This window comes from uncultured Xanthomonas sp. (assembly GCF_964278005.1).
Lineage (GTDB): Bacteria > Pseudomonadota > Gammaproteobacteria > Xanthomonadales > Xanthomonadaceae > Xanthomonas_A > Xanthomonas_A sontii.
In genome coordinates, this window is the sequence record NZ_CAXYKF010000015.1 from 543,509 (window position 1) to 567,291 (window position 23,783).

Here is a 23,783-nt window from a genome sequence, read left to right on the forward strand (position 1 = left end):
ACTATAACATTAGTGAACTATCGAGCGCGGGCGCAAGCCTGCCGTTGCCGTCAGTCAGCCGCGGTTCGCATCCGGCCACCACCGACGCGCCTCGCACGGCGGCCCTGTGCCGCGATGGGCGCCGAACTCCAGGGATCTTCATGTCTTCTTCCATCATTCCCGACAGTTACACCGCCTGGCGCCACTGCATCGAGGTCGACTGCGGCCTGCGACTGGAGCCTGCCTACATCGCGCAACGCATTGCGGCGCTGAACGACCTCACCGACCACCATACCCAGCAATTCGTGCGCTGCTGGGGCGAGCCGCATCGCCAGCAGGTGCTGCAGTGGTTTGCGCAGGCGCAGGCCGCATTCGCCGACGGTCGGGCCTGAATCTTCTCGCGCGGCACGACGCGGTCGCCGGTGCCGTTGGACGGCGATGCATTCCTTCTGCGAACGCCGCACGGCGCGGCATGGCGACGCCCTGATCCAATCAGGACCGTGAATGGTCAAGCGATGAAGGTCGGCCGCGGCCTGCGTGCGCATTGGTGGCGCGCTCTGCCTTGAAGCGCTGACGCCCCTGGACGGGAACGCCAACTTAGCCGTAACCATCTCACTGACACATGCGCTGCAAAGCAGGCTGCCAAGCTACGACCGCTGCCGGTAGCATGCACGCGCATCGCCGCCCGGCATCCACTTCCCACGCTCCCGCAAGGACACCCAACGTGCCTCTCGCTTCCATCGCCAGCGTGCATCCCGCACGCCGCTTCCTGTCCGCCGCCATGGCCTGCCTGCTGCTGTCGGCAGCCACCGGCGCCCAGGCCCGGCCGCAGCCCTCGCAGTTCCAGATCGTCGAGAGCGTGCCCGAGGCCAGCGTCTACGGCGAACCCGGCGTGCCGCGCACCCAGCAGACATGGCTGGCGATGATCAACGGGGCCAGGCAGCGCATCGACATCGCCGCGTTCTACATCTCCGAGAAGCCCGGCACCGGCCTGACGCCGGTACTGGACGCACTGGCCGCCCGCGCCCGCGCCGGGGTGGCGGTGCACCTGCTGGTCGACCACACCTTCCTGGCCAAGAACCCGGACAGCGTCGCCTGGCTGGGCAAGGTGCCGGGTATCACCGCGCGGGTGCTGCCGGTCGATACGCTGACCGGCGGCGTGCTGCACGCCAAGTACATGATCGTCGACGACGCCAGCGTGTTCGTCGGCAGCCAGAACTGGGATTGGCGGGCGCTGGAGCAGATCCATGAGATCGGCGCGCGCATCGATGACGCGCGCTTCGCCAAGACCTTCGCCGCGAGCTTCGACTACAGCTGGCGCCTGGCCGACGAAGGCAATCTGGCCAAGGCGCAGGCGCGCGGTGTGCAGCCGCCGGACTTCGTTCCGGTCACCGCCACCGATCCGGTGCTGCTGGATGCCGGCAGCGACGCGCCGCTGGTCGCCTTCCCCGCGTTCAGCCCGCCGGCGCTGCAGCCGGCATGGGTCAGCGCCGAGGAGCCGGCCCTGGTCGAGATGATCCGCGCCAGCCAGCATGGGCTGCGCATCCAGGTGATGACGCTCTCGGCGATCCGCAGCTTCGGGCCCAAGGGCTGGTGGGCGCCGGTCGACAGCGCCATCCGCGACGCCGCCGCCCGCGGCGTGCAGGTGCACATCATCGTCGCCGACTGGGCGCTGCGCGAACCGATGCAGGCCTATCTGAAAAGCCTGGCCGCACTGCCGAACATCGCGGTGAAGTTCAGCCGCCTGCCGCCGGCGCCGCAGGGCTTCATCCCGTATGCGCGGGTCGAGCACGCCAAGTACGCGGTGGCCGACGACCGCAGCAGCGTGATCGGCACCGGCAACTGGGAATGGAGCTACTTCAATACCGCGGTGGACGCCTCGGTGTTCGTCAAGGGCAAGGGGCCAGCCGAGACGCTGACGCGCATCTTCGACCGGGATTGGAACGGCCCCTACGTCACTACGTTGCAGCCTGGGCAGAACTACGAGGCGCCGCGGACCGAGTAGTCGCTGAGTCGTCCTGCGCGGCCTGTGCGTCCATGGGCGAGCCGGCGCATGTCAAAGCATGCGCTCGGCCCGAAGACCCAGCGCCGCGTCAATGCGTTGCGTTAACCTGTCGAATGTTGCTGCGACGGTCTTGCGCGCCGATCCCCACGAAGCCTTAACCAGCACTCCCTATCCTGGCTCCGCGCTGGAGGGCGGCCGCGGCGCCGGGCATTGCCGCATGCGCCGCAACGCACGCCTCCCACCGCGTACGGACATCAAAACAAGGAGACGCCATGAAGACGCTGCACGCACTCGTGTTCGCAGGAAGCTTGTTGGGCCTCGCCTCGCCGGCTTTCGCCGAGGTCGCCAATCTCACCAACAGCGCCGACGGTGCCAACCGCGACGCCGGCATCGCCGCGGTCAAGAAGAAGTTGCAGGACGCCTGTACCGAACGCAAGGGCAAGCCGGACCCCAACTCGTTCGAGGTGGTGTTCGAGAAGACCAGCCAGAATCCGGACGTGCCCAAGCCGTACTACGTGGATGGAAAGATGAAGTGCGACATCCCGTAGGGGGAGTGCCCCAATTTAGTCTTGTCTGTCCAGATGGCACGACATAGGAACAAGACCCCGCTTGCGGGGTTTTGTTTTTCTGCTGGTCCCACATATCCGACTGCCAGACGCATACGAAGCAGTAGGCTGCAGCGGGCTGAGCGGAGTTCGGCCCCTGCTGATGAGTGCGACGCTGAGGGAATGCTGTCGGCTCAGGAAGCCCGATCAGCCAACAACAGCGGCGACACGGTCCCGCGTTGCACCATCACGCACTGGTCGGCGATGGCGGTCAGGCCGAGGCGGTGCGAGACCGCGACCAGGGCGGTCTGCGGCAGCCGCCGCCGCAACGTGCTCAGGACCTGCTGTTCGGCGACGGCGTCGAGCGCGCTGGTGGCTTCGTCGAGCAAGGCGACGCGCGGTTGCCGCAGCAGCACCTGGGCGAGCAGCAACCGCTGCAGTTCGCCGCCGGACAGGCGCGCGCCGGCGCCGTGTGCGGCGGTGTCCAGGCCGGTGCCGCCCTGCAGGCGCGCGGCCAGGCCGACGTCGCGCAGGGCTTCCCACATCGCGGCCTCGCTCGCGGCCGGTGCCGCCCAGGCGAGGCAGTGCCGCACGCTGTGCTGCCAGGGCCGCACGCCCTGGGCGACATAGGCCAAGGGCTGCAGCGCGGCGCGATAGCCGGCCAAGTCGAGCGCGCGGCCGTCGCAGTGCGCGGCGAACTGCGGTGGCGCGACCATGCCGGCCAGCGCGTCCATCAGGCTGCTCTTGCCGACACCGGATGGGCCGCTGATCAGGGTCAGCGTGCCCGGTGCGAGGACCAGACCGGTCAAGGCCACCGCGGCCAGCGGCGGCGCCAGGCCGATGCGTTCGATCTGGATCGGCGCCGTCGCTTCTGTCGCCGCACTGGGCTGTGCCGCCACGGTGCCAGGTGGCGTTGGCAGCGTGCCGAGCGCGACGTAGCGCTGCCACAACTCCAGCGCAGGCGCGGCCGAGCGCAGTTGCTGCACGCTCTGCCGGGTCGAGACCAGGTACGGCAGCAGCCGCCCCAGCAGCAGGCCGACGGTGATCAGCGCGCCGCGGTCGATGCCGTGCCACACTCCGGCCAGCAGCATGATCGCGGCGATGGCCGCCACCGCCGCCAGTTCCAGCAACAGGCGGCCGGAGGCGACCAGCGCCTGCTGGCGCGCGTAGCCATAGGCGAGCCGACCGGCGATCGCCTCGTAGGCTTCCTGCTCGCGCGCCTCCCGTGCGAACGAGCGCACGTGGCGCAGGCGCCGCGGGAAATCCTCGCTGAGCCAGAACAGCCGGGTCATGTCGGCGACGTACTCGCGGCTGACCCGGGCCTGTTCGTGGCCGGCGATGCGGAAGGCGAGCAGGCCCAGCGCCAGCAGCGGCGGCAGCGCCAGCACCAGCATGGGCGAGACCAGGAGCGCCGCGGCCAGGCTCACCACCGCGGTGATCGCCGCCACCAGCAGTTGCAGCAGCGCGCTGAAGCCCTGCACCACGATCTCGACGTTGTAGGTGAGCAGGTTGGCGATTTCCGCCGAGCTGGCGTCGGCCAGGGCCGGCAGCGGCGCCTGCAGCAGCCGCGCATGTACCTGCCGGCGCAGGTCCAGCGCGTGGCGGCTGGCCAGGTCCGCGGCCAGTCGTGTGCCCCACCAACGCAGCAGGGCGAAGCCGCTGCTGGCGGCGACGAACAGCAGGGTCTGCGCGAGGAAGCCGGTCGGCAACGGCAAGGCGTGGCCGGCCAGGGTCAGCACGTGGCCGGGTTGCACCAGCGGCACCAGCGCGACCGCGGCCAGCGCGCCGGCCAGCGCGCCGAGCAGCGACAGCAGCACGTACCCGGCGATGCGCAGGCGCTCGCCGCGACCGAGCACGGCGACGAAGGCGCGCAGCAAGTGCGATACCGGTTGCGGGCGTGTGCTCATCGGTGGGTGTCCTTGGGGCGGACCATCGACGCGGTGCGCCATCCGCACTCCCCTGCGTCGGCGATGCGCGTCGCCGGCACCGTCACGTTTTGCACGGGATCAGGCCAACAGTGTCTGCACCGCATCGACCGAGGCCTCCGGATGCGTGCCGCGCTGCAGTTCGTACACGCCCAGCCGCTGCAACTGGCGCGCGAACAACGGCCAGTGCGGCTGGCCAGCGGCGTAGGGCTGGTCCGCGGCCAGGCGTGCCGCCACGTCCGCGTCGGGCATCGGCTGCAGCAGCCGCTGCGGATCGGCGGCCATGGTGGACGAGACGAACACGGCCGCGGCCAGCCGCAACGGCGCCTGTGCCAGGCGCCCCTCGCCCTGGCGGATGTCCACCTCGTGCTTCAGCGCGCCGCTGCGGCGGCGGATCATCGGCGCCGCGGCGATCCAGGCGCGGGTCTGCGGATCGAGCAGGTGCAACAGTTCCGGCCGCAGATGCAGGAAGTTGCCGATGCCGGTGGCGAGCAGGTAGTGCGGGGCGACGAACAGCGCGTCCTCGGCAAGGAACTCCAGCCCACGCAGCAGGCTGTGCAGCGCCAGGGTCGACTTGCCGGCGCCGCTGCCGCCGAGCAGCAGCACGCCGCGGCCGTCGCGGCCGACGCAGGCGCCGTGCAGCGGCACCAGGCGCATGCCGTGCGCGGCAAGCACGAACACGGCGAACTCGATCAGTTCGTAACGCACGTGGTAGGCGTGCGCGAGCATGTCCTCGGACACCACCACCAGCGCCCTGCACTGCTCGGGCACCAGCACGACGTAGTTGTGCGCATCGATCACCCCGCTCAATACACCCGCGCCGGAATGGGTCTGCACCGGCGGCGGCTCCATTGCCAGCGCGTAGGGCGCGTCGCCGCGGTCCACCAGGCTCAGTTCGATGCGGAACGCGGCGCTCTCCGGCAGGCGATGCGCCGGCACCGCGCCGAATGCCGTTTCCACCAAGGCCAGCAGCGCCGGACTGTTGCTCTCGAAGTGGAAGCGTCCACCGAGCAGTTGCTTGCTGAGGGTGTGGGGGCGCCGCAGCTGGGTGTGGAACGGATCGCAGGCACCGCCCGCAGCGACGACTGGCGTGGCGTGGTCGCTTGTTGCCACGTCCAGAACACGCACGGTCGATCGCTGCATCGGAGAAGGGTCGCTTGGGTGGATGCAGCGTGGGTGCGCCTGCCGCGGCCAAAGGTTGCGCGGGGTCATGCTGGTGTTTCGCGCAACCAAACGGCGCAGCCTCGGCACCTACCGCCACGGCCACCTGCGCGCGGCCATCGCTGCATGCGCCCCTCCCCCGCGGCGCCGAACGAGACCTTTCGCCGATGCTCAAGATCCAGGTCAGCCACTCCTACTTCCTGCGCTACGACCCCAAGCAATGGGAACGCGGCAAGCCGTACCCGCCGCTGGCCACGCTGCAGGTGGCGGCACTGCTGCGTCAGCACGGACACCAGGTGACGCTGTTCGACGCGATGCTGGCCGAGGGCGTGGAGGACTACGACCACGCCGTCCGCACGCAGCGGCCGGACCTGGTGGTGTTCTACGAGGACAACTTCAACTTCCTCACCAAGATGTGCCTGAGCCGGATGCGCGAGGCCGCGTGCCGGATGATCGCCGAGGCGCGCGCCAGCGGCAGCCGGGTACTCGTCGCCGGCTCCGACGCCTCTGACCATCCGGAGGCGTTCCTCGCTGCCGGTGCCGACGCGGTGCTGATCGGCGAAGGCATCGCGGCCTTGCTGGACCTGGTGGCGCGGCTGCAGGCGGAACCGGACATCGACCCGGCGCGCTGGGTGGCCGGCCTCGCCGAGGTGGCCAGCGCGGTGCTGCCGCAACTCAAGCGCGCGCAGATCGGCGCGCGGCCGCCGGATCCGCGGCTGTCGGTGACGGCGGCCTGGGACCTGCTGGATATCCCGCGCTACCGCGCGTTCTGGCAGCAGCGACACGGCCATTTCAGTCTGAACATGGCCGCCTCGCGCGGCTGCCCGTTCCGCTGCAACTGGTGCGCCAAGCCGATCTGGGGCAATCACTACAAGCGCCGCGAGGCGCAGGACGTGGCCGCGGAGATGACCCAGCTCAAGCGCAGCTTCGCGCCCGACCATGTGTGGATGGCCGACGACATCTTCGGCTTCCACGTGGACTGGGTGGAGGACTTCGCCGATGCGCTGGCCGCCACCGACGGCGCGGTGCACTTCACCATCCAGACCCGTGCCGACCTGTGCAGCGAGCGCATGACCGCCGCCCTGGCGCGGGCCGGCTGCCGCGAAGCCTGGATCGGCGCGGAGAGCGGCAGCCAGCGCATCCTCGACAAGATGACCAAGGGCACCGATGTGGACGGCGTGATCGCCGCGCGCCAGCGGCTCGGCGCGCAGGGCATCCGCGTCGGCTTCTTCCTGCAGCTGGGCTACCTGGACGAGCAACTCGGCGACATCCTCGCCACGCGCCGGCTGGTGGCGCAGGCGCGCCCGGACGACATCGGCGTCAGCGTGTCCTATCCCCTGCCCGGCACCGTGTTCTACCAACAGGTCAAGGACCAGCTCGGGCGCAAGACCCATTGGCAGGACAGCGACGACCTGGCGATGATGTTCCGTGGCGCCTACGACTCGGCGTTCTACCGCCAGGTACGCGATCTGCTGCACCGGCAGGTGGACCTGCAATGTCGCGAGGATGCGCGCCCTGCACCGACGCACGCGCAGGACTGGGCGGCGCTGGACGCCGACTGGGCAGCGCTGATCGCGCGCGAAGCCGAGCATCGGACCGACGCGCCGCCAGCGCCGGCGGCCAAGGCGGTCGCCGCCGGCGGCAGCCGCCGCATCCCGCTGGTGCAGCGCTCATGAGCGACCTGGCAACGCCCTCGTCACAGGCCGTGGCGGCCGACCTGCCGACAGCGGCAGCCGCGGCGACGCCGGCACACCTGCCGTTGCGGCGCATCGGCCGTGGCCTGCGCCTGGCCACCGAAACGCTGGCGCATGAGCTGGCACGCCCCGGTGCGCCGATGCCGGACTGGAGCGGCCTGCACTGGCAACTCGCCGCAGCCGCGGCGGTCGCGCACGGCGTGGCGCCACTGCTGAGCCAGCGCTCGCAATGGCCGGACCGGCCGTGGCGCGCGTTCCTGGAGGGGCAACGCGAACACGTGGCGCAGCGCTACCAGCGCATCGCGGCGTTGCTGCAGCGAATCGACGCCCTGGCGCAGACCGCCGGCCTGGCGATCGTGCCGCTGAAAGGCGCGGCGCTGCATGCGCAAGGCCTGTATCGGCCGGGCGACCGGCCGATGGCCGACATCGACCTGCTGGTGCGCCCCGAGGACGCCGAGCGTGCCGCGACTTTGCTCGCCGCGCTGGGCTACGTGGCCGAGTTCGCGCAGTGGAAGCACCAGACCTTCCGTCCAGCGCAGGCGCAGGCGGTGGGTGGCCTGGGCGAGCACCGTGACACGCCGATCAACATCGAACTGCACGTGCGCATCCAGGAACGCCTGCCGCTGCGCACGGTCGACCTCGGCACGCAACTCCTGCCGCGCGACGGCAGGCCCGGCCTGAATCCCTACCCCAGCAACGGCGCGCTGATGCGCCACCTGCTGCTGCACGCGGCCGGCGGACTGTGCAGCCGCAGCCTGCGGCTGATGCACCTGCACGACCTGGCCTTGCTCGCCCCGCGCATGCGCGCCAGCGACTGGCAGATGCTGACCGGTACCGACGCCTGGTGGGCATGGCCGCCGCTGCGGCTGATGTTGCGCTACTACCGCGCGGCGATTCCGTCGGCGGTGCTCAAGCAACTGCGCGCGCAGTGTCCGCCGCTGTTGCGGCTGCGCGCGCGCGGACTGGATCTGACCGCGGCGTCGTGCTCGCAACTGTGGCTGCCGGCGCTACCGGGCATCGAATGGGCGCGTTCGGGCGGCGAGGTGCTGGACTATCTGCGCCAGCGCCTGCAGCCCTCGGCGGAAAGCCGCCAGGAACGCGCCGAGATGATCCGCACCCAACTGTGGTTGCAGGGCCAGGACTGGGTGCGCCTGCCGCAGCGCCGCCGCGTGCTGCAGCGCCTGCTGCGCCCGGTGCCGCGGATGGACACGCTGTACGCGGTGCGCACCGCGCTGCAGGGCTATGCGCCGTCGTCGGAGTGACGCACGCCCTCCTAGAGCGCGCAGTAAACGACCGTCGCGGGAGCGGCTTCAGCCACGACAGCCGTTGTGGCGGCGCACGTCGCGGCTGAAGCCGCTGCCACGACAAGACACGAGGCCGCCTTAAAGGCGAAGCGCCGGCACGCCGCGCTGCGCATCACCCGTTCTGCGCCGCGCGCCGCTCATCGGTGCTGCGCGGTGCGCACAGGCGCTGGTACAGCGCGGTGAAGCCGCGCACGCTGCAGTCGGCGTCCTCGCGCACGGCCCGGCATTGCGCCGCCCAGGCCAGGCGCAGGCGCAGGTCGTCGTCGCTGAGTACCTGGCGTAGCGCATCGGCCAGCCCGGCCCAGTCGCCCACGGGCACCGCCAGCGCCGCCGACGGCGCCCACTCCTGCAGATGCCCGACCGCGGTGCCCACGGTCGGCACGCCGGCCACCGCCGCTTCCAGCAACACCAGCGGCCCGGCCTCGTGCTGCGACGACAACACCAGCAGATCCGCCGCCTCCACCAGCGGCCGCAGGTCGCGCTGGGTCTTGAAGCCGAGGAAGCGCACGCGCGCGCTCAGGCCAAGCGTGGCGACCAGGCGCTGCATCGCGCCGTCGAGGGTGTCCACCCCGACCAGGTCGATGCGGAAGTCGACCCCGGCGCGGGCCAGTGCGGCGAGTGCGCGCAACAGGGTCGTCTGGTCCTTCACCGGATTGAGGCTGGCCACGTGCAGCAGCCGCGCCGGGCCCTCCCCCCGCGCGCGCGGCGGGCGCGGCGGCCAGGCGCGCAGGTCCACGCCCAGCGGCACGCGTTCGGCGGCGATGCCCAACGCCCGCAAGCTGTCGAGGATGGGCGCGCTGGCGGCGGTCACCGCACTCGCCAGGCGCAACACCAGCGCCTCGCGCAGCCGTCCCTGCCATTTGCGCCGGCCGCCGTAGCCGATCGCATGCAGTGCGACCAGTTCGCCGCCGGCGATGTGCACCAGGCTCGGTCGCCGCAGCCAGCGCGCTGCCGCCACCGCGATCAGGCTGCAGTGGCCGGAAAACAGCGACTGCACCACGTCGAACGGCGCGCGGCGGTGCTCGGCGCGGATCGCGGCGATCGCCCGCCAGCGCGTACGCGCCGCACCGATGTTGTGGATCCGCGCGCCCAGCAGGTCCCATTGCGCCGGCAGCGGTTCCTGGTGCAGCACGAAGACGTGTAATTCATGCATGCGCGCCAGCCGCTCGATCAGGCTCAGGAAGGCCGGAATCACCCGGTACTCGCCGCTGCGGTCGACGCCGCCCGGTACCACCAGCGCCAGCTTCATGCCGCGCTCCGCGCCGTGGCACCGAGCAACTGCGCATAGGCGCGCGCCCAGCGCCGGCCGACTGCCGCGAACGACAGCTGCGCATCGAAATGCGCGCGCACCAGCGCCCGCGACGGCCCGTCGCGCGAGGCCTGCAGCAGCGCGGTGGCCAGGCGTTCGGCGTCGCCGCACGGCCACAGCGCGCCGACCCGGCCGCCGTCGCTGAGCGCACGGAACGCCGGGATGTCGGTCAACACCGGCACCGTGCCGCAGGCATAGGCCTCCAGCGCCGCGTAGCCGCAGCTCTCGCCCAGGCTGCCGGACACGAACAGGTCGGCCGCGCGCATCAGGGTCTGGATCTGCGCGTGCTCCACCCGGCCCAGCAGGTGCACGCGGCCGGCCAGCCGCGGATCGGCCTGGATGCGCTGTTGCACCACCGGCAGCAGCGGCGCATCGCCGAACGCGCAGAACAACTGCAGCCCGCTCAGTTGCTCGCTGGCGCGGGCCATGCCGTCGAGCACGGTGAGCGGATCCTTGCCCTCGCTCAGATGGCCGACCCACAGCACGCAGGGCGCGCCATGCAGCCCGCTGTCGCGGCGCGCCTGGTCGCGCTCGCCGGGAGTGAAGCGGCAACTGGATTCGGGAATGGCGAACAGGCGCGTGGATCCGGCGAACAGTCCGGCGCCGACGAAACCGCGCGCCAGCTCCAGCGAGGTGAAGGCGATGCCGGCGGCGGCGGCGTACCAGCGCCGCCACTGCGGCCGCCGCCACCAGCGCGGCGGACGGTTGGCGTGGTCCTGCAGCAGGATCGGCAGCGACGGCCGCCAGCGCGCCAGCGTCGCCGCCTCGCGCGCGAACTGCAGGCCGTGCACGTGCACCACGTCGGCCTCCAGCTCGGCCAGCAGCGCGGCGATGCGGCGCAGATGGCGCCGGCGCCCGGTCTCGGCACGGCGCACGAAGTGATAGTTCACGCCGTTGCGCTGCAGTCGCGCATCGACCGCGGCGGCCTGGATCACCGAGACGCGGGTGCCGGCGCTGGCCACCGCCTCGGCGATGTCGGCCAGCGATGGCCACAGCGCGAAGGCCTGCTCCGGCGTCACCCCGTCCGGCAACGGCACGAAGTTGAGTTGCACGGCATGCATGGCGCGGTCGACGTTGCCGTCCATGCTCAGATCCCGGATACCTGCGGCCGGTGCAGGCGCACCAGCCGGTTGGCCAGGTTCAGTTCCCATGGCCGGTCGTAGCGCCGGTAGCGGTAGCGCCAAGCGGCCAGCGCGCTGAGGCCGCGCTTGGCCCAGCCCGGCGAGCGCTGGTCCTGCGCGGTGGGATAGCGGCAGCCGAGCACGGTGACGAAATCGCGGATGCGCTGGCGCAGCGCATCGGTGAGCCAGGGCGCATCGGCGTGGCAGGCGTAGTCCACCCACTGCGGCTGCGCCCATTCCTCCGGTGTGCGCGGGAACTGCACCGGCACCCCGTCGCGGTCGAGCAACGGCGTGCCGGCACGGCGGCCGCGGTCCTTCTCGTGGCGGCTGCTGTCCGGCAGCGGCGTGTACACGTAGACGATGATTTCCGACTGCGGGTTGATCCGCTTCAGCTCGCGGATGAACTCGAAGGTCTGCTCGGTCTCGCGTTCGCTGTCCTGCGGCGGCGCGACCATGAACGACAGCTCCGGGATCACCCCGTTGCGCCGGCACAGTTCGGCCACTTCCAGGGTCTGGTCCGGGCGCGTGCCCTTGCGGATCTCCTTGAGCATCGCCCCGCTCGGCGACTCGGCGCCGATGTAGGCCATGCGCAGGCGGCTCTTGCGCACCAGTTTCCAGGTGCTCTCGGACAGGTTGAGCAGCGCGTCGGCGCGGGCGTAGCACCACCACGGCAGTTCCAGCTTCGCCATCACCTCCAGCAGCGGGATCATGTCGGCTTCGCGGTCGAAGAAGTTGTGGTCGAAGAACTGGATCGAGTCCGCGCCCAGGCCGTATTTCAGATAGCCCAGCTCGCGCTCCAGGCGGGCCGCGGTCGGCAAGGCGGTGGCGCCGCCGAACATCGCCGCCACCCCGCAGAAGGTGCAGCGGAAACGGCAGCCCAGCGCGGCCTGGTGCGAGGCGGTGCGGCGGCCGAGGAAGGTACGGCCGAGATAGCGGCGCGGTTCGCCGAGTTTCTCGTATGGCAGCGATGGCAACGCGTCGCCGCGCTGGAAGGCGCGGTTGCGGTTGTGCACCACGGCGCCGTCGTGCTTCCAGGACAGCCCGTCGACCTGCGCCAGCGTCGGCCCCTCGCCACGCAAGGCGGCCAGCAGTTCCGGCAAGGTGTCCTCGCCCTGCGCGCGGATCGCGTAGTCCACGTACGGCGCGGCCAGCGCGGTGTCCGGGTACAGCGTGGGAAAATAGCCGCCCCAGACGATCGGCAGCGCCGGGAAACGCGCACGGATGGCCTGCGACAGCGCGATCGACGGCGCCAGTTGCGGCCCGCCCATCACGCTGATGCCGACCGCATCGAAGCGCTGCTCCTGCAGCGCCTGCAGGCTGCGGTCGATGAAGTCGCGGTCGACGTTGCCGTCGATGATGCGGCTGTCGCCAGTGCGATCCAGCACCGCCGCCAGGTTCAGCAGCGACAGCGGAAAGCGGGCGCTGGACGGCTTGGCGATGGTGGGATTGACCAGCAGCGTGTTGGGTCTGGAGGACATACGGGGCGAACGCAGGACGGGGGTCACGGCAGGCGCCGCAGGCGCAGCACCAGGGCCACCGGCACCTGCAATGCAGCGGGATCGAAATGGGCGCCGGCGGGGATGTCCGCCGGGTCGAGCATCGGTTCGCTGACCGCGTCGATGGCCAGCCCGAGCGCGGCGCAGGCGGCGTGCCAGTGGCTGTACAGGTGCTGGGTGTGGCGCACCGCGTAGCGCCGGCCGCCGGCCTTGAAGTCGCGGCGCCAGCCCAGCGCCGGGCCGATCGGGTGCACGTCGCTGCACAGCACCCAGCCGCCGGGCCGGGTGACCCGGCGCAGTTCCGCCAGGGCCGGCGGCAACTGCGGCAGGTGCCCCAGCGCCAGCGCGCAGAGGCTGAGGTCGGCGCTGGCATCGGCCAGCGGCAAGGCCTCCAGGCGGCCTTCGTGCAGCGCGTAGCGGCCGGTATCGACGTCGCCCAGTTCCTGCGCGGCGCGTGCCAGCATCTGCGGCGACAGGTCCACGCCGGTGACGTGGCCGGCGCCACGCTGCAGCGCATGCAGCAGGTAGCGGCCGCTGCCGCAGCCGGCATCGAGCACGTGCTGGCCGCGCAACGACGACGGCAGCAAGGCCAGCATGGCGCGCTGCTCGGCCAGCATCACCGGGTTGTGCGCCTGCGCCGGGTAGCTGTCCGCCCACAGCGCATAGGCGGTCAGCGGATCGAGGGTCGGGACGCCGCTCATGCCGGGCATTCCTGCGACAGTTGTGTCTTGTGTGGACGCGGTGGCGCAACGTGAAGTTCCAGGCCCGGCTCCAGCGCGAGCAGCGTCGGGTCGGCCAGCTCCGCTGCGAGCAGCTTGGGGGTCCCGTCCAGCGTCACCGGTACCGTGTCCACGCCGGCGGCAGCGAACCACGCGGCGAAATCTGGATCGGCGATCCGCGGCCGCCCGTCGCGCACCACCGCGAGCAATGCGCTGCGCGGCAGCCCGACCAGGCTGTTGGCAGGCGCCCCGCCACGGTCGGCGACGATCAGCAGATCGGCGTGTGCGCCCGGCGCCAGATGCCCGCGATCCGGCATGCGCAGGATGTCGGCCGCGGCGGTCGTGGCCAGGCGCAGTGCCTGGGTCGCGTCCAGGCCGTGGGTGGCAGCCAGGCGCAGATCCTCGAGCAGGTCGCGGCCGCCGCTGACCCGCGCATCGCTGCCCAGCGTCAGGCGCCCGGCCGCGCTCAGGCGCTGCGGATCGAGGGTGCGTCCGAGCAGGGTCAGGTTGCTGCTCGGGCACCACACCACCGCCGCGCCGCACGTGAGCACGCGGGCGACGTCGTCCGCGCCCAGGCCCACGCCGTGGATCAGCACCGTGTTGTCCGCCAGATAGCCGCGCCGCTCCAGCTCGGCGAGTTCGCCGGCGGCCACCGCGTCGGTACCTTCGGCCAGGTGGATCATCCACGGCCAGCCGGCGGCGGACGCCGCGGCGAAGCTCCGTGCCAGCGGCGGTCCGTAGTCGGGGCCGTGCAAGGTGTAGCTCCAGCCGAACTCGCGCAGCAGCGCCACCGGGAAGTCGGCCGCATCCAGCGCGGCATGCCAGGGATCGTGGTGGGCCACGCAGGTCACCCCGGCCAGCAGGTTCTTCAGCCCGCCATGGCGCAGCCGCAGCGACTTGGGCAGGGCCAGCGCGGCGGTCACCGCCGGCGTGCGGAAATGCGCGGCGAAGGCGTCGATCCAGGCATAGCTGTTGGCGAACGGCGCAGCCTGCGGCAGCGGCGGCACCGCATTGACGTGCAGATGCTCGTGGGCGTTGATCAAGCCGGGCAGCACCAACTGCCCGTGCAGATCGATGCGCAGCGCGGCCGGCGTGGCCGCCGCGGCGATCCGGCCGGCGCGCAGCGCCAGCGGCGCGTGCACCGCCCCACAGGCGTGCGCGACACGCGCACCCTCCAGGCAGAGGTCGATGGGGGCGGCAGACGCGGCCATGCTCAGCGCTTGCGCATCACGATCAGGAAGTGATCGCCCATGTCGCGCAGCAGCGGCCAGCCGCCGATGCGGTCGTCGAGGCGGCCGAGCGCCTCGCCCAGGCGCGGATGGCGCTGGTAGTGGTCGACCAGGTACGGCGGCGGCAGGCACAGGCTGAGCGCGCGGTACGACTCCAGCGCGAAGTGCGGCGCGAACGCGCGGTAGAACTCGCGTGGGAAGTAGTACCAGGTCCAGATCGTGTGCCCGTTCATGCCCACGGCGGTGGCGCCACGTGCGGCGCGCACGGCGGCACGGCGAATGCGGCCGCGCAGCAGGTAGTGGCCCAGCTCCCACGGGCACAGGCGGCCGATCACCGAGAACACCAGGCGGCCGTCGCGGCGCAGCAGCCGTGCGCAGTGGCGCGCGACGTCGGGCAGGTCCGGCGCGCAGTTGAGCGGGCCGAAATTGGAGTACATGCCGTCGAACTCGCCGTCGAGCAGATCCAGTTGCTGGATGCCGACATGGGCCACGCTGAGCCGGCCGCGCAGACTAGGATCCTGCGCGCGGGCGCGGGTGCGCTCCACCATCTGCGGCGACCAGTCGGTGGCCAGCACGCGGTAGCCGCGCTGGGCGAAGGCGTGCGCATCCAGGCCGGTGCCGCAGCCCAGATCGACCAGCCGCGAGCCGACCGGCAACTGCGTCGCCACCGTGTCCCACAGGGTGGTGCGCATGCGCTGGATCAGCGCGTTGTTGCCGCGCGGGCCGTCGTAATCGGCGGCCACGCTGTCGAAGGCGCGCTGCGTGTCCAGCAACCGCACCGGGTCCAGAGTGGTCGTGTGCGCCGTTGCACCCGCCTTGCCATTCGCTGTCACCTGCACCTCTCCACTGCCCTGCCCTTGTCGGAATCCGCGCGCATCGAGCGCGCGGTACTGCAGGTAGGTGCGGCGGCAGCGCCGTTTGGTTGAATCGGCGAATTGCTGTTACGCGGCGGCGACGCTCGCCCCTGCCCGCCGGACATGGCGCCGGCGCAGCGCATTGCGCGCCACCGCGGCCAGCACGCCGCCGCCGAGCCCGGCCAGCAGCGCCGCCGCCAGCACCAGCACCGGGTTGGGAAACGCGGCGCGCGGCGGCACGTAGGTCTCCCAGGGCGCCGAGGTGTCGTAGGTATAGCGTGTGCCGAGTCGGCCGAGCAGATCCTCGCGCTCGGCCTTGAGGCCGCGCAGCGTGGTGGTCTTCTCCGACAGCAGCATGTTGCCGAGCAATTGCTGCTCGACGCTGCCGCGGCCTTCGCGTTGCTGCTGCAGCAGGCGGTCGCGCTCGGTCTGAGTGGCGGCGATGTCCGCGGCCAGCTCCTGCAGCCGCGCGGTGGCCTGCAGCAGCGGCGCGGCCTGGATGCGCCGGTGCAGCGCCTGCAACTGCGCGATGGTGGCCGTGGCCAGTTGTCGCGCCTGCTGCGGCGATTGCGCGCGCAGGGTCAACTGGATCAGGTTGGCGTACGGGTCGGGATCCAGCTTCAGGCTGTCGCGGTACAGCGCGGCCTGGCGGCTGTCCAGGGCCACGCCGGCGCTGTGCAGCACCTGTTCCTGGAACTGCCGGGTCTTGATCCGGTCGATCACCCGCTGGAACGGCTCCAGCTTGGGGTCGCGCCCGGCCGGGGTCGGGCCGAATTCGCCGACCTGTACCCAGGCGGTCGCTTGCCACTGGCGGGTTGCACCGTGCAGGAACAACGCCGCCAGCGCCAATGCCAGCAGCAGCGGCAGCAGGCACCAGCGCCATTCGCGCCGCAGGATCCGCCACAGGTCGAGCAGGTAGATTTCGTCTTGGGGCGTGGCGGTGTCGGTCATGGCAGCGGGGATCTCGGGGAAACGGAAGGCAGGGCCGCGTCCGCGGCGGGCTCGCGGCGGTTCGGCAGCAAGGCGCTGCAGGCGTGCAGCAGCAGGCACAGCGCGACGAAGCCGGCATTGGTCCAGGTGAACGCCTGCGGCGCGAACGGCGACATCACGCAGGCGTAGGCGATGCGCAGGAACACCAGCAGGTTGAACAGCGCCACGCCGCGTCCGAGCAGGCGCACGCTCCACAGCAGCGCCGCGTACAGCGCCAGCATCGCCGCCAGCGCGGCGCCGGGGCCGCCGGCCAGCAGGAACGGCAGGAACTCGGTGCCGACATTGATGTTCGGCGCATCCAGCGGGATGCCGGTCCCCGCGGTGGCAATGGAGCCGCTGAGCGGCACCAGTTGGTTGATCAGGAAACTGGCGTTGGCGTAGCCCTTGCTGAGCAGCGCGCCGAAGTTGTACGGGCCGGCGCCGATGTACAGCAACAGCCACTTGATGCCCTGCGGTGCGGCCCGGTACAGCGCGCCGAACGGCAGCGCCACCGAATCCAGCGAGCCCGAACGCAGCGTGCCCAACAGCGAGAACGCGGCGGCGCCGGCGCACAGCAGCGCCAGCACCCGCTTCCACGGCAGCGGCCGCGCCGGGTCGCGGCGCAGCAAGAGCAACAGGCCGACACTGAATACCGCGGCGAACAGGCGGTTGCGGTCGATCACCAGCACCGGGAAGGCGAAGCCGGCCAGCAGCAGCGCATTGCGCACGCTGCGCTCGCGCACGCACAGCAGGCCGATCGGCGGCAGGATCCAGCACATGTTCGAAACATGCCGCACGTGCGCTTGCAGCGGGCTCAGGTCGGCGTAGGCGGAGGGGTTGTGCAGCAACGGGATCGGGAACAGCAGCAGGTCCAGCAGGCAGAACAGCCCCACCGCCGCGGCCAGGCCGAGCGCGACGAAGGCCTCGCGGGTGCCGGCGTATTCGCGCGACCGGAACGCCATCAGCGGCGGCAGGCGGATGCCGAGCAGCGCATCCAGGCTCAGCGTCGCCAGCGCCACGGCGGCCAGCAGCGCGATGCCGGCAAGATAGCCCGGCGGCAGGTCGAAGGTGAGCAGGGTCAGCGCGCAGCTCAGCAGCAGCGGCAGGCCGAAATACGCCGACGGCAGGCGCAGCAGGCGGCTCATCCGCGCTGGGCCAGCGCAGGCTGGCCGCCCTGGCGCAGCCGCGCCAACAGCGACAGCCACGCATGCGCCAGCAGGTGTCCGCCCAGCGCCAGCGGGCTGCGCCGCAGGAACGCGATCTTGGCGGCGATGTAGTGTGCCTGCGCGTGCAGCAGGGTGCGGCAGGCCGGATCGAACAAGCGTGCGCGGCGCAGCGCCACCTGCCGCGACTCGGCCAGGTTGGCCAGGCGGCTGGGCAGATGCCGGGTGCGGCTGGCGTTGTGGTCGTGCACGCGGTAGGCGCAGACCGCCACGTCCAGGAAACCCAGCGCGTCGCGCGCGACCAGGCGCAGGAAGAAGTCCCAGTCCTCGATGCGCAGGCCCTCGTCCCATTCGGCGCCCGGCTGCAGCGCGCTGCGCCGGACCAGAGCCACCGCCCCGCTCACCGCCCAGTGCCGGATCACCGCGCGGCGGATGCCGGCCTCGCTCAGGTACAGGCGTTTGTCCACGCCGTGCAGGTCGCGCATGCTGCTCTGGTGCACGGTGCGGCCCTGGCTGTCGACCACGATGGCGTCGCCGATCACTGCGGCCTTGTGCGGATGCGCGCCCAGGTAGGCCACCTGTACGCCCAGCCCGCCAGGCAGCAGATAGTCGTCGCTGGCCCCCAGGCGCAGGAACTCGCCGCGCGCCATCGCCACCAGGTGGTTGAGCGTGGCGGCGATGCCGAGGTTCTCGCGCGGCCAGAAGCGCACGTGCAATCTGTCGCCGTGCTGCGCGATCCACTCGGCGATGCGCTCGGCGGTGCCGTCGCTGGAGCCGTCGTCGACGATCACCAGTTCCTTGTTCGGGTACGGGTCTTCCAGCACGCTGTCCAGGCAGCGCTGCACGAAGCGCGCGTGGTTGTAGGCCGGAATCAGCACCGACACCAGCGGCGGCGGCGTCGGGGTATACGTTGCGTCCATCAGCCCAGTCCTCGCAGGTAGCGGCGCACCACCAGCATGTTGAACGCCAGGTACAGCGCGTAGTTGCAGGCGAACGCGTAGACCGCGCCGATCAGGCCCATGCGCGCGGTGAACAGCACCACCAGGCCGAGGTAACTGCCGGCGAACAGGCATTCGGAGAGCACGAACAGCCGCGTCATCGCCTTGGCCAGCATCAGGTAGGACAGCACGAAGGAGGCGATCTTGAGCACGTCGCCGAGCAGCTGCGGCGCGTACAGCGGCAATGCAGTAGCGAAATCGGCGGAGAACAGCAGCCGGGTGATCCAGTCGCGGCACAGGTACACCGCCGCTGCGGCGAGGAGCACCGCCGGCAGCACGTAGCGGTAGGCACCGCGCAGTTCCTGCCACAGCGCCTGCCGCGTATGCAACGCCGCCAGCTTGGGCAGGTAGTAGACGTTGATGGCGGTGGTGAAGAACAGCAGATAGGCATCGGACACGCGGCTCACCGCCTGCCAGTAACCGACCTGCTGCCAGCCGAACTGGCCGGCCAGATGATCGCGCACGCCGATGTTGACCAGCAGCGGCAGCAGCGCCGAGGCCAGGGTCATGACCGAGAAGCCGGCCAGTCGCCGCACCATCGCCGGATCGAAACGGATGCGCAGCATCTCGCGGCGGAAATACGGGCTGCGTCGCAGCGCCGGCACGCCGGCGCACAGCCAGGCCACCTGCCCCAGCACCAGGCCCAGCAGCGCCCCGGACAGGCCCATGCCGTGCGCCAGCGCGGCCACCAGCAGCACGCTCAGCACCGCGCCGGCCACCTGGACGAAGGCCAGCCGGCGCACGTCCATGAAACCGTTGACCACCGCCAGGATGTAGTTGGCCAGCGCAATGCCGAGCTGCGCCACCGCCAGCACGCAGATCAGCGGCTGGTACTGCGTATCGCCGAGCAGGCGCTCGGCGATCAGGCGGCTGCACAGCAGCGCGGCCACGCCCATCGCGACCGCAGCGACGCAGGCGTAGCCCAGTGCGCTGCCGAGCAGCCGGGTCAGTGCCGGTGCATCGTCGCGGTACTCGGCCACGTACTTGACCACGCCGGCGCCGATGCCGCCGCCGGCCACCACCGCCAGCAACGACATCAGGCTGGTGAACTGGCCGAGCCGGGCGACCCCGGCCGGGCCGGCGTACACCGCCACCAGCTTCAGCACCAGCAACGCGGACAGCAGCTTGGCCGCAGTGGCCACGCCGCTGTACACGCCGCTGCGCAGCACGTTCATGCCGCCACATCCCCGAAACGCTGGCAGGCATCGATCACCTGCGCCACGGCCGCAGCGTCCAGCGTCGGGCCGATCGGCAGGCTCAACACCTCGGCACCCAAGCGCTCGCACAGCGGCAACTGCAGGGTGGCCAGTTCCGGATAGGCCGGCTGCCGATGCGGCGGCGTCGGATAATGCACCAGGCAGTGCACGCCCTGGGCCTGCAGATGCCGTTGCAGCGCGTCGCGCTGCGCGCAGCGCACCACGAACAGGTGCCAGGCATGCGCGGCCGGGTCGGCCACCTGCGGCACGGCGATCTGCGGATGCGCGATGCCGTCGAGATAGCGCTGGGCGATCGCGCGGCGCGCGGCGATATCGGCATCCAGGTGACGCAGCTTGACCCGCAACAGCGCCGCCTGCAGCTCGTCCAGGCGCGAGTTCACGCCCTGCACGAGATGCCGGTATTTGATGTCCGAGCCGTAGTTGCGCAGTACGCGGAGTTGCGCCGCGAGTTCGGCGTCGTCGGTAGTCACGGCGCCGCCGTCGCCCAACGCGCCCAGGTTCTTGCCAGGGAAGAAGCTGAAGCCGGCGGCGTCGCCGAAGCTGCCCGCATGGCGGCCGTCGCGGCGCGCGCCATGCGCCTGCGCCGCGTCCTCGAGCAGCAGCACCCCATGGCGCTCGGCGATGGCACGCAGTGCGGCCATGTCGGCCAGTTGCCCGTACAGGTGCACCGCCAGGATCGCCCTGGTGCGCGGGCCGATCGCCCGCTCCACCTGCGCCGGATCCAGATTGAAGCTGGCCGCCTCCGGCTCCAGCGGCACCGGCCGCAGCCGGTTCTCGCTGATCGCCAGGAAGCTGGCGATGAAGGTGTTGCCCGGCACCAGCACCTCGTCGCCTTCGCGCAGCCGGCCCAGCGCACGGTAGCCGCGCAGGATCAGGGTCAGCGCATCCATGCCGTTGCCGACGCCGATGGCGTGAGCGGTGCCGCAGTAGGCGGCGAACTCGCGCTCGAACGCCTCCAGCTCCTCGCCGAGCACATACCAGCCCGAATCGATCACCCGTGCTGCCGCCGCCTTGAGCTCATCGGCATAGCGTGCATTGCTTGCCTGCAGATCCAGGAACGGCACGCTGGCCGGCGGCAGGCTCATTGCAACTCCCAACGGTAGAAATCGTGGACCACGGCGCGCGCGCCGAAGCGCTCCTTCTGCTCGACCAGGCCGGCATTGAGCACCTGGCCCTGCTGCTCGGTGGAAATGCCCAGGCTGAGGAAGTCGCGCTGCGCGTAGACCTGCTCGATCAGCTCGGCCAGCAGCAGGCTCAGCGCATCGGTGCGGCGGCCCTGCTCCGAGCAGGCCAGGTATTGGGTGTGGACGACGTGGCCGAAGTCGTACACCAGCGTGCCGGCCAGCAGCTCGCCGCCGTCGCGGACTTCATACGGCACGATCTGCGCCGGGAAGCGCGCGCGCAGCAGGCGCAGTTCGTCCAGGCTGTGGGTCGGACGCGCGTCGTGGCGTTGCAGGACCTCGTCCAGCAGCGCATGCAGCGGCGCCGGGTCGTCCACGCGCTGCACGCGCAGCCCGCCGCGGCGCGCCTTGGCCACCGAGCGCTTGCGTGCGGCAGCGAAGCGCGGCGGCACGCGCAGCGGCACCGCCGAGGACAGGTCGCGACGGTCAAGACGCGCACCGAACCGATGTAGCGCGTACAGGTCCTCTTCTGCCGGACTGCGGTGGAACAGATGCGGCACCGCCTTGTACAGCAGCGTGCGCACGCCGGCGTCGCGGTAATGCGCCGCGATGCGCTCGAACACTTCCAGCGTCGCCGTGGCGCGCAATGCGTGGGTCGACACCAGACCGGCATAGCTGAGCCCGGCATGGCTGGTCACCACGTCGCCGTCGCGGTTGGCCGGGAACACCGCCACCGGCGTGCCGGCACCCTCGACCAGCAAGGAGGCATCGACGAAGCGCGCCGCGTGATACTCCATGTAGCCGCGCCGGTGCAGCAGATTGCCGTTGCGCGAGGCCTCCACCACGGCATCCCACAGCGGTGCGTCGGCCGCGGTGTAGGCCCTAACCGACAGCATCGGCGTCCTCCCACACCATGCCGGCGGGCAGTTGCGCCTCGGCCACGCCGAAGCCGTCGCGGCCCATGTCGTTGCCGTTGTAGAACAGCAACAGCCGCGCGTCGTGGCGGAGCAGCGCCGGGTAGCACAGCGTGCGCGCATCCCAGCCCTCGGCCGACAGCGGCAGGCCCAGCGCCGTGTCGCAGCGCTGCCAGTGGCGGCCGTCGTCGCTGACGGCCATGCCTGGCAGATAGGCACCATCGCGGCTGCCGTGGGTGAAACACATCAGATAGCGGCCACCGTGCCGGTACACCCGCGGGCGGCCGATACGGTATTCGTCGCCTTGCGGTTGCAGGCAGACGGTGTCCTGCCGCGGGACCGCCTGCAGGTCGTCGGTCTCCACGCAGCGGATGTGGTAGCGCGGATACGGCGTGCCGCCGAGCCATTCCCAGTCGTCGCCCACCGCGTACCAGAGCTGCCAGCGGCCAGCGCGATAGCGCGCCGAATGCACCGCGGCGATGGTGCTGCGGCCCGGCGCGCGGTCCAGCAGCGGCGTGTCCTGGCGGCGCTGGAACGTGTCGCCGCCGTCGGTGGACACCGCCAGGCCGGTGAAGGCCAGGAACTTGGCCTTCGCCACCTGCTGGAAGCCGACGTAGAACATGTAGAGACCGTCCGGCCCGTGCACCACGTCGCCGAGGATCATGCCGTTGTCGTCGAAACAGCCGGCGCGGCCGATGTCCAGCACTGGGGCTGCGCTGACGCCCAGCACCTGGGTTGGATCGTCGGCGCGCACGTCGACGTAGCCGATGCGGCTGACCCCAGCGTCGTCGCGAAAGCCGGCGTAGATGCGCAGACGCTCGGCATCCAGGCGCAGCGGCGTGGGCGTCAGCGCCGAATGCCGCATCCAGCCGCCGACGCCATCGCGTGCGGTGTCGAAGACAAGACCGCGTTTGTGCCAGGCGAACATGTGCCTCACAGGTCCACGTCGAAGCTGGACTTGCCGGCCACCGCCCGCGCCGGCGCACCGACGTAGACGCGTCCCGGCTCGGTGTCGCGGGTCAGCAGCGCGCCGGCGCCGATCACGTTGTCGGCGGCCACCTTGACCCGGTCGCTCAGCGTGGCGTTGACCCCGACGAAGCTGCCCGCGCCGATCTCGCAGTAGCCGGAAATCACCGCATGCGAGGCCACGAACACGTGGTCATGGATCACCGTGCGGTGGCCGACGTGGTTGCCGCTCCACAGGATGCAGTTGGCGCCGATGCGGGTGAACGGCTGCAGCACGTTGTGCTCGAACACGAAGCAGTGCTCGCCCAGTTCCACGTTGCGCCAGACGAAGGCGTGCGAACTGACGTAGCTGGCCATGCGGTAGCCGCGGCGCTTGGCGTCCAGGTAGAAGCGCGTGCGCAACCGGTTGAGGCCGCTGGCGGGAATCGCCACGAACACCTCCACCTGCGACGGCGGATAGCGTTGCTCGAGTTCCTCGTAGGCCACCACCGGCAGGCCGGCCAGGGTCGGCGTGGACAGGTAGTCGCGCTCCACGCTGAAGGCCAGCACGGCGTAGTCGCTGTCGTGGGTGAAGTATTCGCAGGCGATCTGCGCCAGCTCGCCGGCGCCGACGATGACCAGGGGACGTGCCATGGCTTCAGGCCTCCTGCCGGCGCAGGCCCGCGGCTTCGCGCAGGAACTCGTCGTAGTCGAAGATGTAGTCGGTGGGATCGTAGGCCTGGTCGGCGAGCACCATCAGCACGCAGTCCTCGCTGAAGTCGTAGAGATCGCGCCAGACCATGCTGCCGAGCAGCAGGCCCTGCCGCGGATCGTCCAGCACCACCTGCATCGGTCCACTGCCGTCGTCGAGCAGGAACGACACCGAACCGTGCAGCGCCACTGCCAACTGGTTGAGATGGCGGTGCGCGTGCTGGCCGCGGTGCACGCCGCTGCGGGTGGCGAACAGGTAGTACACGCGGCGGATGTCGAAAGGTACGTCGCGCTGTTGTTCCAGCGCCACGAGCTGCCCGCGCGCATCGCCGTGCGTCCGCAACTGGATTCGTTCGATTGCCATCAGAGTGCCCGACCGGGCTCCACATCGGAGTGTCCAGGCT

At 71.0% G+C, this 23,783-nt stretch carries 22 protein-coding genes; 5 read left to right on the forward strand and 17 right to left on the reverse strand.

Going from position 1 to position 23,783, the window contains the following annotated elements; all coding sequences use genetic code 11:
• The first annotated feature begins 140 nt into the window (after window positions 1–140).
• The 3 genes from ACHWVH_RS10865 (at window position 141) to ACHWVH_RS10875 (ending at window position 2,532) form a co-directional block, all read left to right on the forward strand.
• On the forward strand, window positions 141–371 hold the full coding sequence (locus tag ACHWVH_RS10865) for a hypothetical protein (RefSeq protein WP_295961458.1): 231 nt from the start codon (window positions 141–143) through the stop codon (window positions 369–371).
• Window positions 372–703: 332 nt separating this feature from the next.
• Complete coding sequence (locus ACHWVH_RS10870) at window positions 704–1,984, forward strand: phospholipase D-like domain-containing protein (RefSeq protein WP_394687140.1); 1,281 nt, start codon at window positions 704–706, stop codon at window positions 1,982–1,984.
• 272 nt (window positions 1,985–2,256) lie between these two features.
• Entirely contained in the window at window positions 2,257–2,532 is a 276-nt protein-coding gene (locus ACHWVH_RS10875) for a hypothetical protein (RefSeq protein ID WP_017910537.1), read from the forward strand.
• Window positions 2,533–2,723: 191 nt separating this feature from the next.
• On the opposite strand, the gene ACHWVH_RS10880 is transcribed toward ACHWVH_RS10875, so the two are convergent.
• On the reverse strand, window positions 2,724–4,436 hold the full coding sequence (locus ACHWVH_RS10880; RefSeq protein ID WP_394687141.1) for an ATP-binding cassette domain-containing protein: 1,713 nt from the start codon (window positions 4,434–4,436) through the stop codon (window positions 2,724–2,726).
• A gap of 99 nt (window positions 4,437–4,535) precedes the next feature.
• Window positions 4,536–5,597, reverse strand: coding sequence for a serine kinase (locus ACHWVH_RS10885; RefSeq protein ID WP_295925712.1), 1,062 nt, complete (start codon window positions 5,595–5,597; stop codon window positions 4,536–4,538).
• A gap of 185 nt (window positions 5,598–5,782) precedes the next feature.
• Here ACHWVH_RS10885 and ACHWVH_RS10890 point away from each other — a divergent pair, with 185 nt between their 5' ends.
• Window positions 5,783–7,291, forward strand: coding sequence for a B12-binding domain-containing radical SAM protein (locus ACHWVH_RS10890; protein WP_394687142.1), 1,509 nt, complete (start codon window positions 5,783–5,785; stop codon window positions 7,289–7,291).
• A complete protein-coding gene (locus ACHWVH_RS10895) occupies window positions 7,288–8,571 on the forward strand; it encodes a nucleotidyltransferase family protein (protein ID WP_295925718.1) in 1,284 nt (427 codons plus the stop codon). Before ACHWVH_RS10890 ends, ACHWVH_RS10895 begins: the two co-directional genes overlap by 4 nt.
• 154 nt (window positions 8,572–8,725) lie before the next feature.
• Here ACHWVH_RS10895 and ACHWVH_RS10900 read toward each other — a convergent pair whose 3' ends face one another.
• The 15 genes from ACHWVH_RS10900 to ACHWVH_RS10970 form a co-directional block, all read right to left on the reverse strand.
• Window positions 8,726–9,862 (reverse strand): glycosyltransferase family 4 protein, encoded by a 1,137-nt coding sequence (locus tag ACHWVH_RS10900; RefSeq protein ID WP_267085326.1) that lies wholly within the window; start codon window positions 9,860–9,862, stop codon window positions 8,726–8,728.
• The gene (locus ACHWVH_RS10905) at window positions 9,859–11,007 is read right to left on the reverse strand and encodes a glycosyltransferase family 4 protein (protein WP_394687143.1); all 1,149 of its coding nucleotides are present in this window, start codon (window positions 11,005–11,007) and stop codon (window positions 9,859–9,861) included. The genes ACHWVH_RS10900 and ACHWVH_RS10905 overlap by 4 nt, the downstream gene beginning before the upstream one ends.
• A 2-nt stretch (window positions 11,008–11,009) precedes the next feature.
• The gene (locus tag ACHWVH_RS10910; protein ID WP_295925725.1) at window positions 11,010–12,521 is read right to left on the reverse strand and encodes a B12-binding domain-containing radical SAM protein; all 1,512 of its coding nucleotides are present in this window, start codon (window positions 12,519–12,521) and stop codon (window positions 11,010–11,012) included.
• A 23-nt stretch (window positions 12,522–12,544) separates the two neighbouring features.
• Complete coding sequence (locus ACHWVH_RS10915) at window positions 12,545–13,240, reverse strand: class I SAM-dependent methyltransferase (protein ID WP_295925727.1); 696 nt, start codon at window positions 13,238–13,240, stop codon at window positions 12,545–12,547.
• A complete protein-coding gene (locus tag ACHWVH_RS10920; protein WP_394687144.1) occupies window positions 13,237–14,469 on the reverse strand; it encodes an amidohydrolase family protein in 1,233 nt (410 codons plus the stop codon). The genes ACHWVH_RS10915 and ACHWVH_RS10920 overlap by 4 nt, the downstream gene beginning before the upstream one ends.
• A gap of 2 nt (window positions 14,470–14,471) precedes the next feature.
• Window positions 14,472–15,320, reverse strand: a complete 849-nt coding sequence (locus ACHWVH_RS10925) for a class I SAM-dependent methyltransferase (protein WP_295925733.1) — start codon at window positions 15,318–15,320, stop codon at window positions 14,472–14,474.
• Window positions 15,321–15,428: 108 nt separating this feature from the next.
• Window positions 15,429–16,292, reverse strand: a complete 864-nt coding sequence (locus ACHWVH_RS10930) for a Wzz/FepE/Etk N-terminal domain-containing protein (protein WP_394687145.1) — start codon at window positions 16,290–16,292, stop codon at window positions 15,429–15,431.
• On the reverse strand, window positions 16,289–17,455 hold the full coding sequence (locus ACHWVH_RS10935) for a hypothetical protein (protein ID WP_394687146.1): 1,167 nt from the start codon (window positions 17,453–17,455) through the stop codon (window positions 16,289–16,291). The genes ACHWVH_RS10930 and ACHWVH_RS10935 overlap by 4 nt, the downstream gene beginning before the upstream one ends.
• On the reverse strand, window positions 17,452–18,393 hold the full coding sequence (locus ACHWVH_RS10940; protein WP_394687147.1) for a glycosyltransferase family 2 protein: 942 nt from the start codon (window positions 18,391–18,393) through the stop codon (window positions 17,452–17,454). Before ACHWVH_RS10940 ends, ACHWVH_RS10935 begins: the two co-directional genes overlap by 4 nt.
• On the reverse strand, window positions 18,393–19,646 hold the full coding sequence (locus tag ACHWVH_RS10945) for an O-antigen translocase (protein ID WP_394687148.1): 1,254 nt from the start codon (window positions 19,644–19,646) through the stop codon (window positions 18,393–18,395). The genes ACHWVH_RS10940 and ACHWVH_RS10945 overlap by 1 nt, the downstream gene beginning before the upstream one ends.
• Entirely contained in the window at window positions 19,643–20,773 is a 1,131-nt protein-coding gene (locus tag ACHWVH_RS10950) for a DegT/DnrJ/EryC1/StrS family aminotransferase (RefSeq protein ID WP_394687149.1), read from the reverse strand. Before ACHWVH_RS10950 ends, ACHWVH_RS10945 begins: the two co-directional genes overlap by 4 nt.
• Window positions 20,770–21,705, reverse strand: a complete 936-nt coding sequence (locus ACHWVH_RS10955; RefSeq protein ID WP_394687150.1) for a GNAT family N-acetyltransferase — start codon at window positions 21,703–21,705, stop codon at window positions 20,770–20,772. The genes ACHWVH_RS10950 and ACHWVH_RS10955 overlap by 4 nt, the downstream gene beginning before the upstream one ends.
• Window positions 21,692–22,651, reverse strand: coding sequence for a hypothetical protein (locus ACHWVH_RS10960; protein WP_394687151.1), 960 nt, complete (start codon window positions 22,649–22,651; stop codon window positions 21,692–21,694). Before ACHWVH_RS10960 ends, ACHWVH_RS10955 begins: the two co-directional genes overlap by 14 nt.
• Window positions 22,652–22,656: 5 nt before the next feature.
• Window positions 22,657–23,322 carry an acetyltransferase gene (locus ACHWVH_RS10965; protein ID WP_394687152.1) on the reverse strand — a complete coding sequence of 222 codons (666 nt, stop codon included), beginning with the start codon at window positions 23,320–23,322 and terminating at the stop codon, window positions 22,657–22,659.
• A 4-nt stretch (window positions 23,323–23,326) separates the two neighbouring features.
• Entirely contained in the window at window positions 23,327–23,743 is a 417-nt protein-coding gene (locus tag ACHWVH_RS10970) for a sugar 3,4-ketoisomerase (RefSeq protein WP_394687153.1), read from the reverse strand.
• Between the last annotated feature and the right edge of the window lie 40 nt (window positions 23,744–23,783).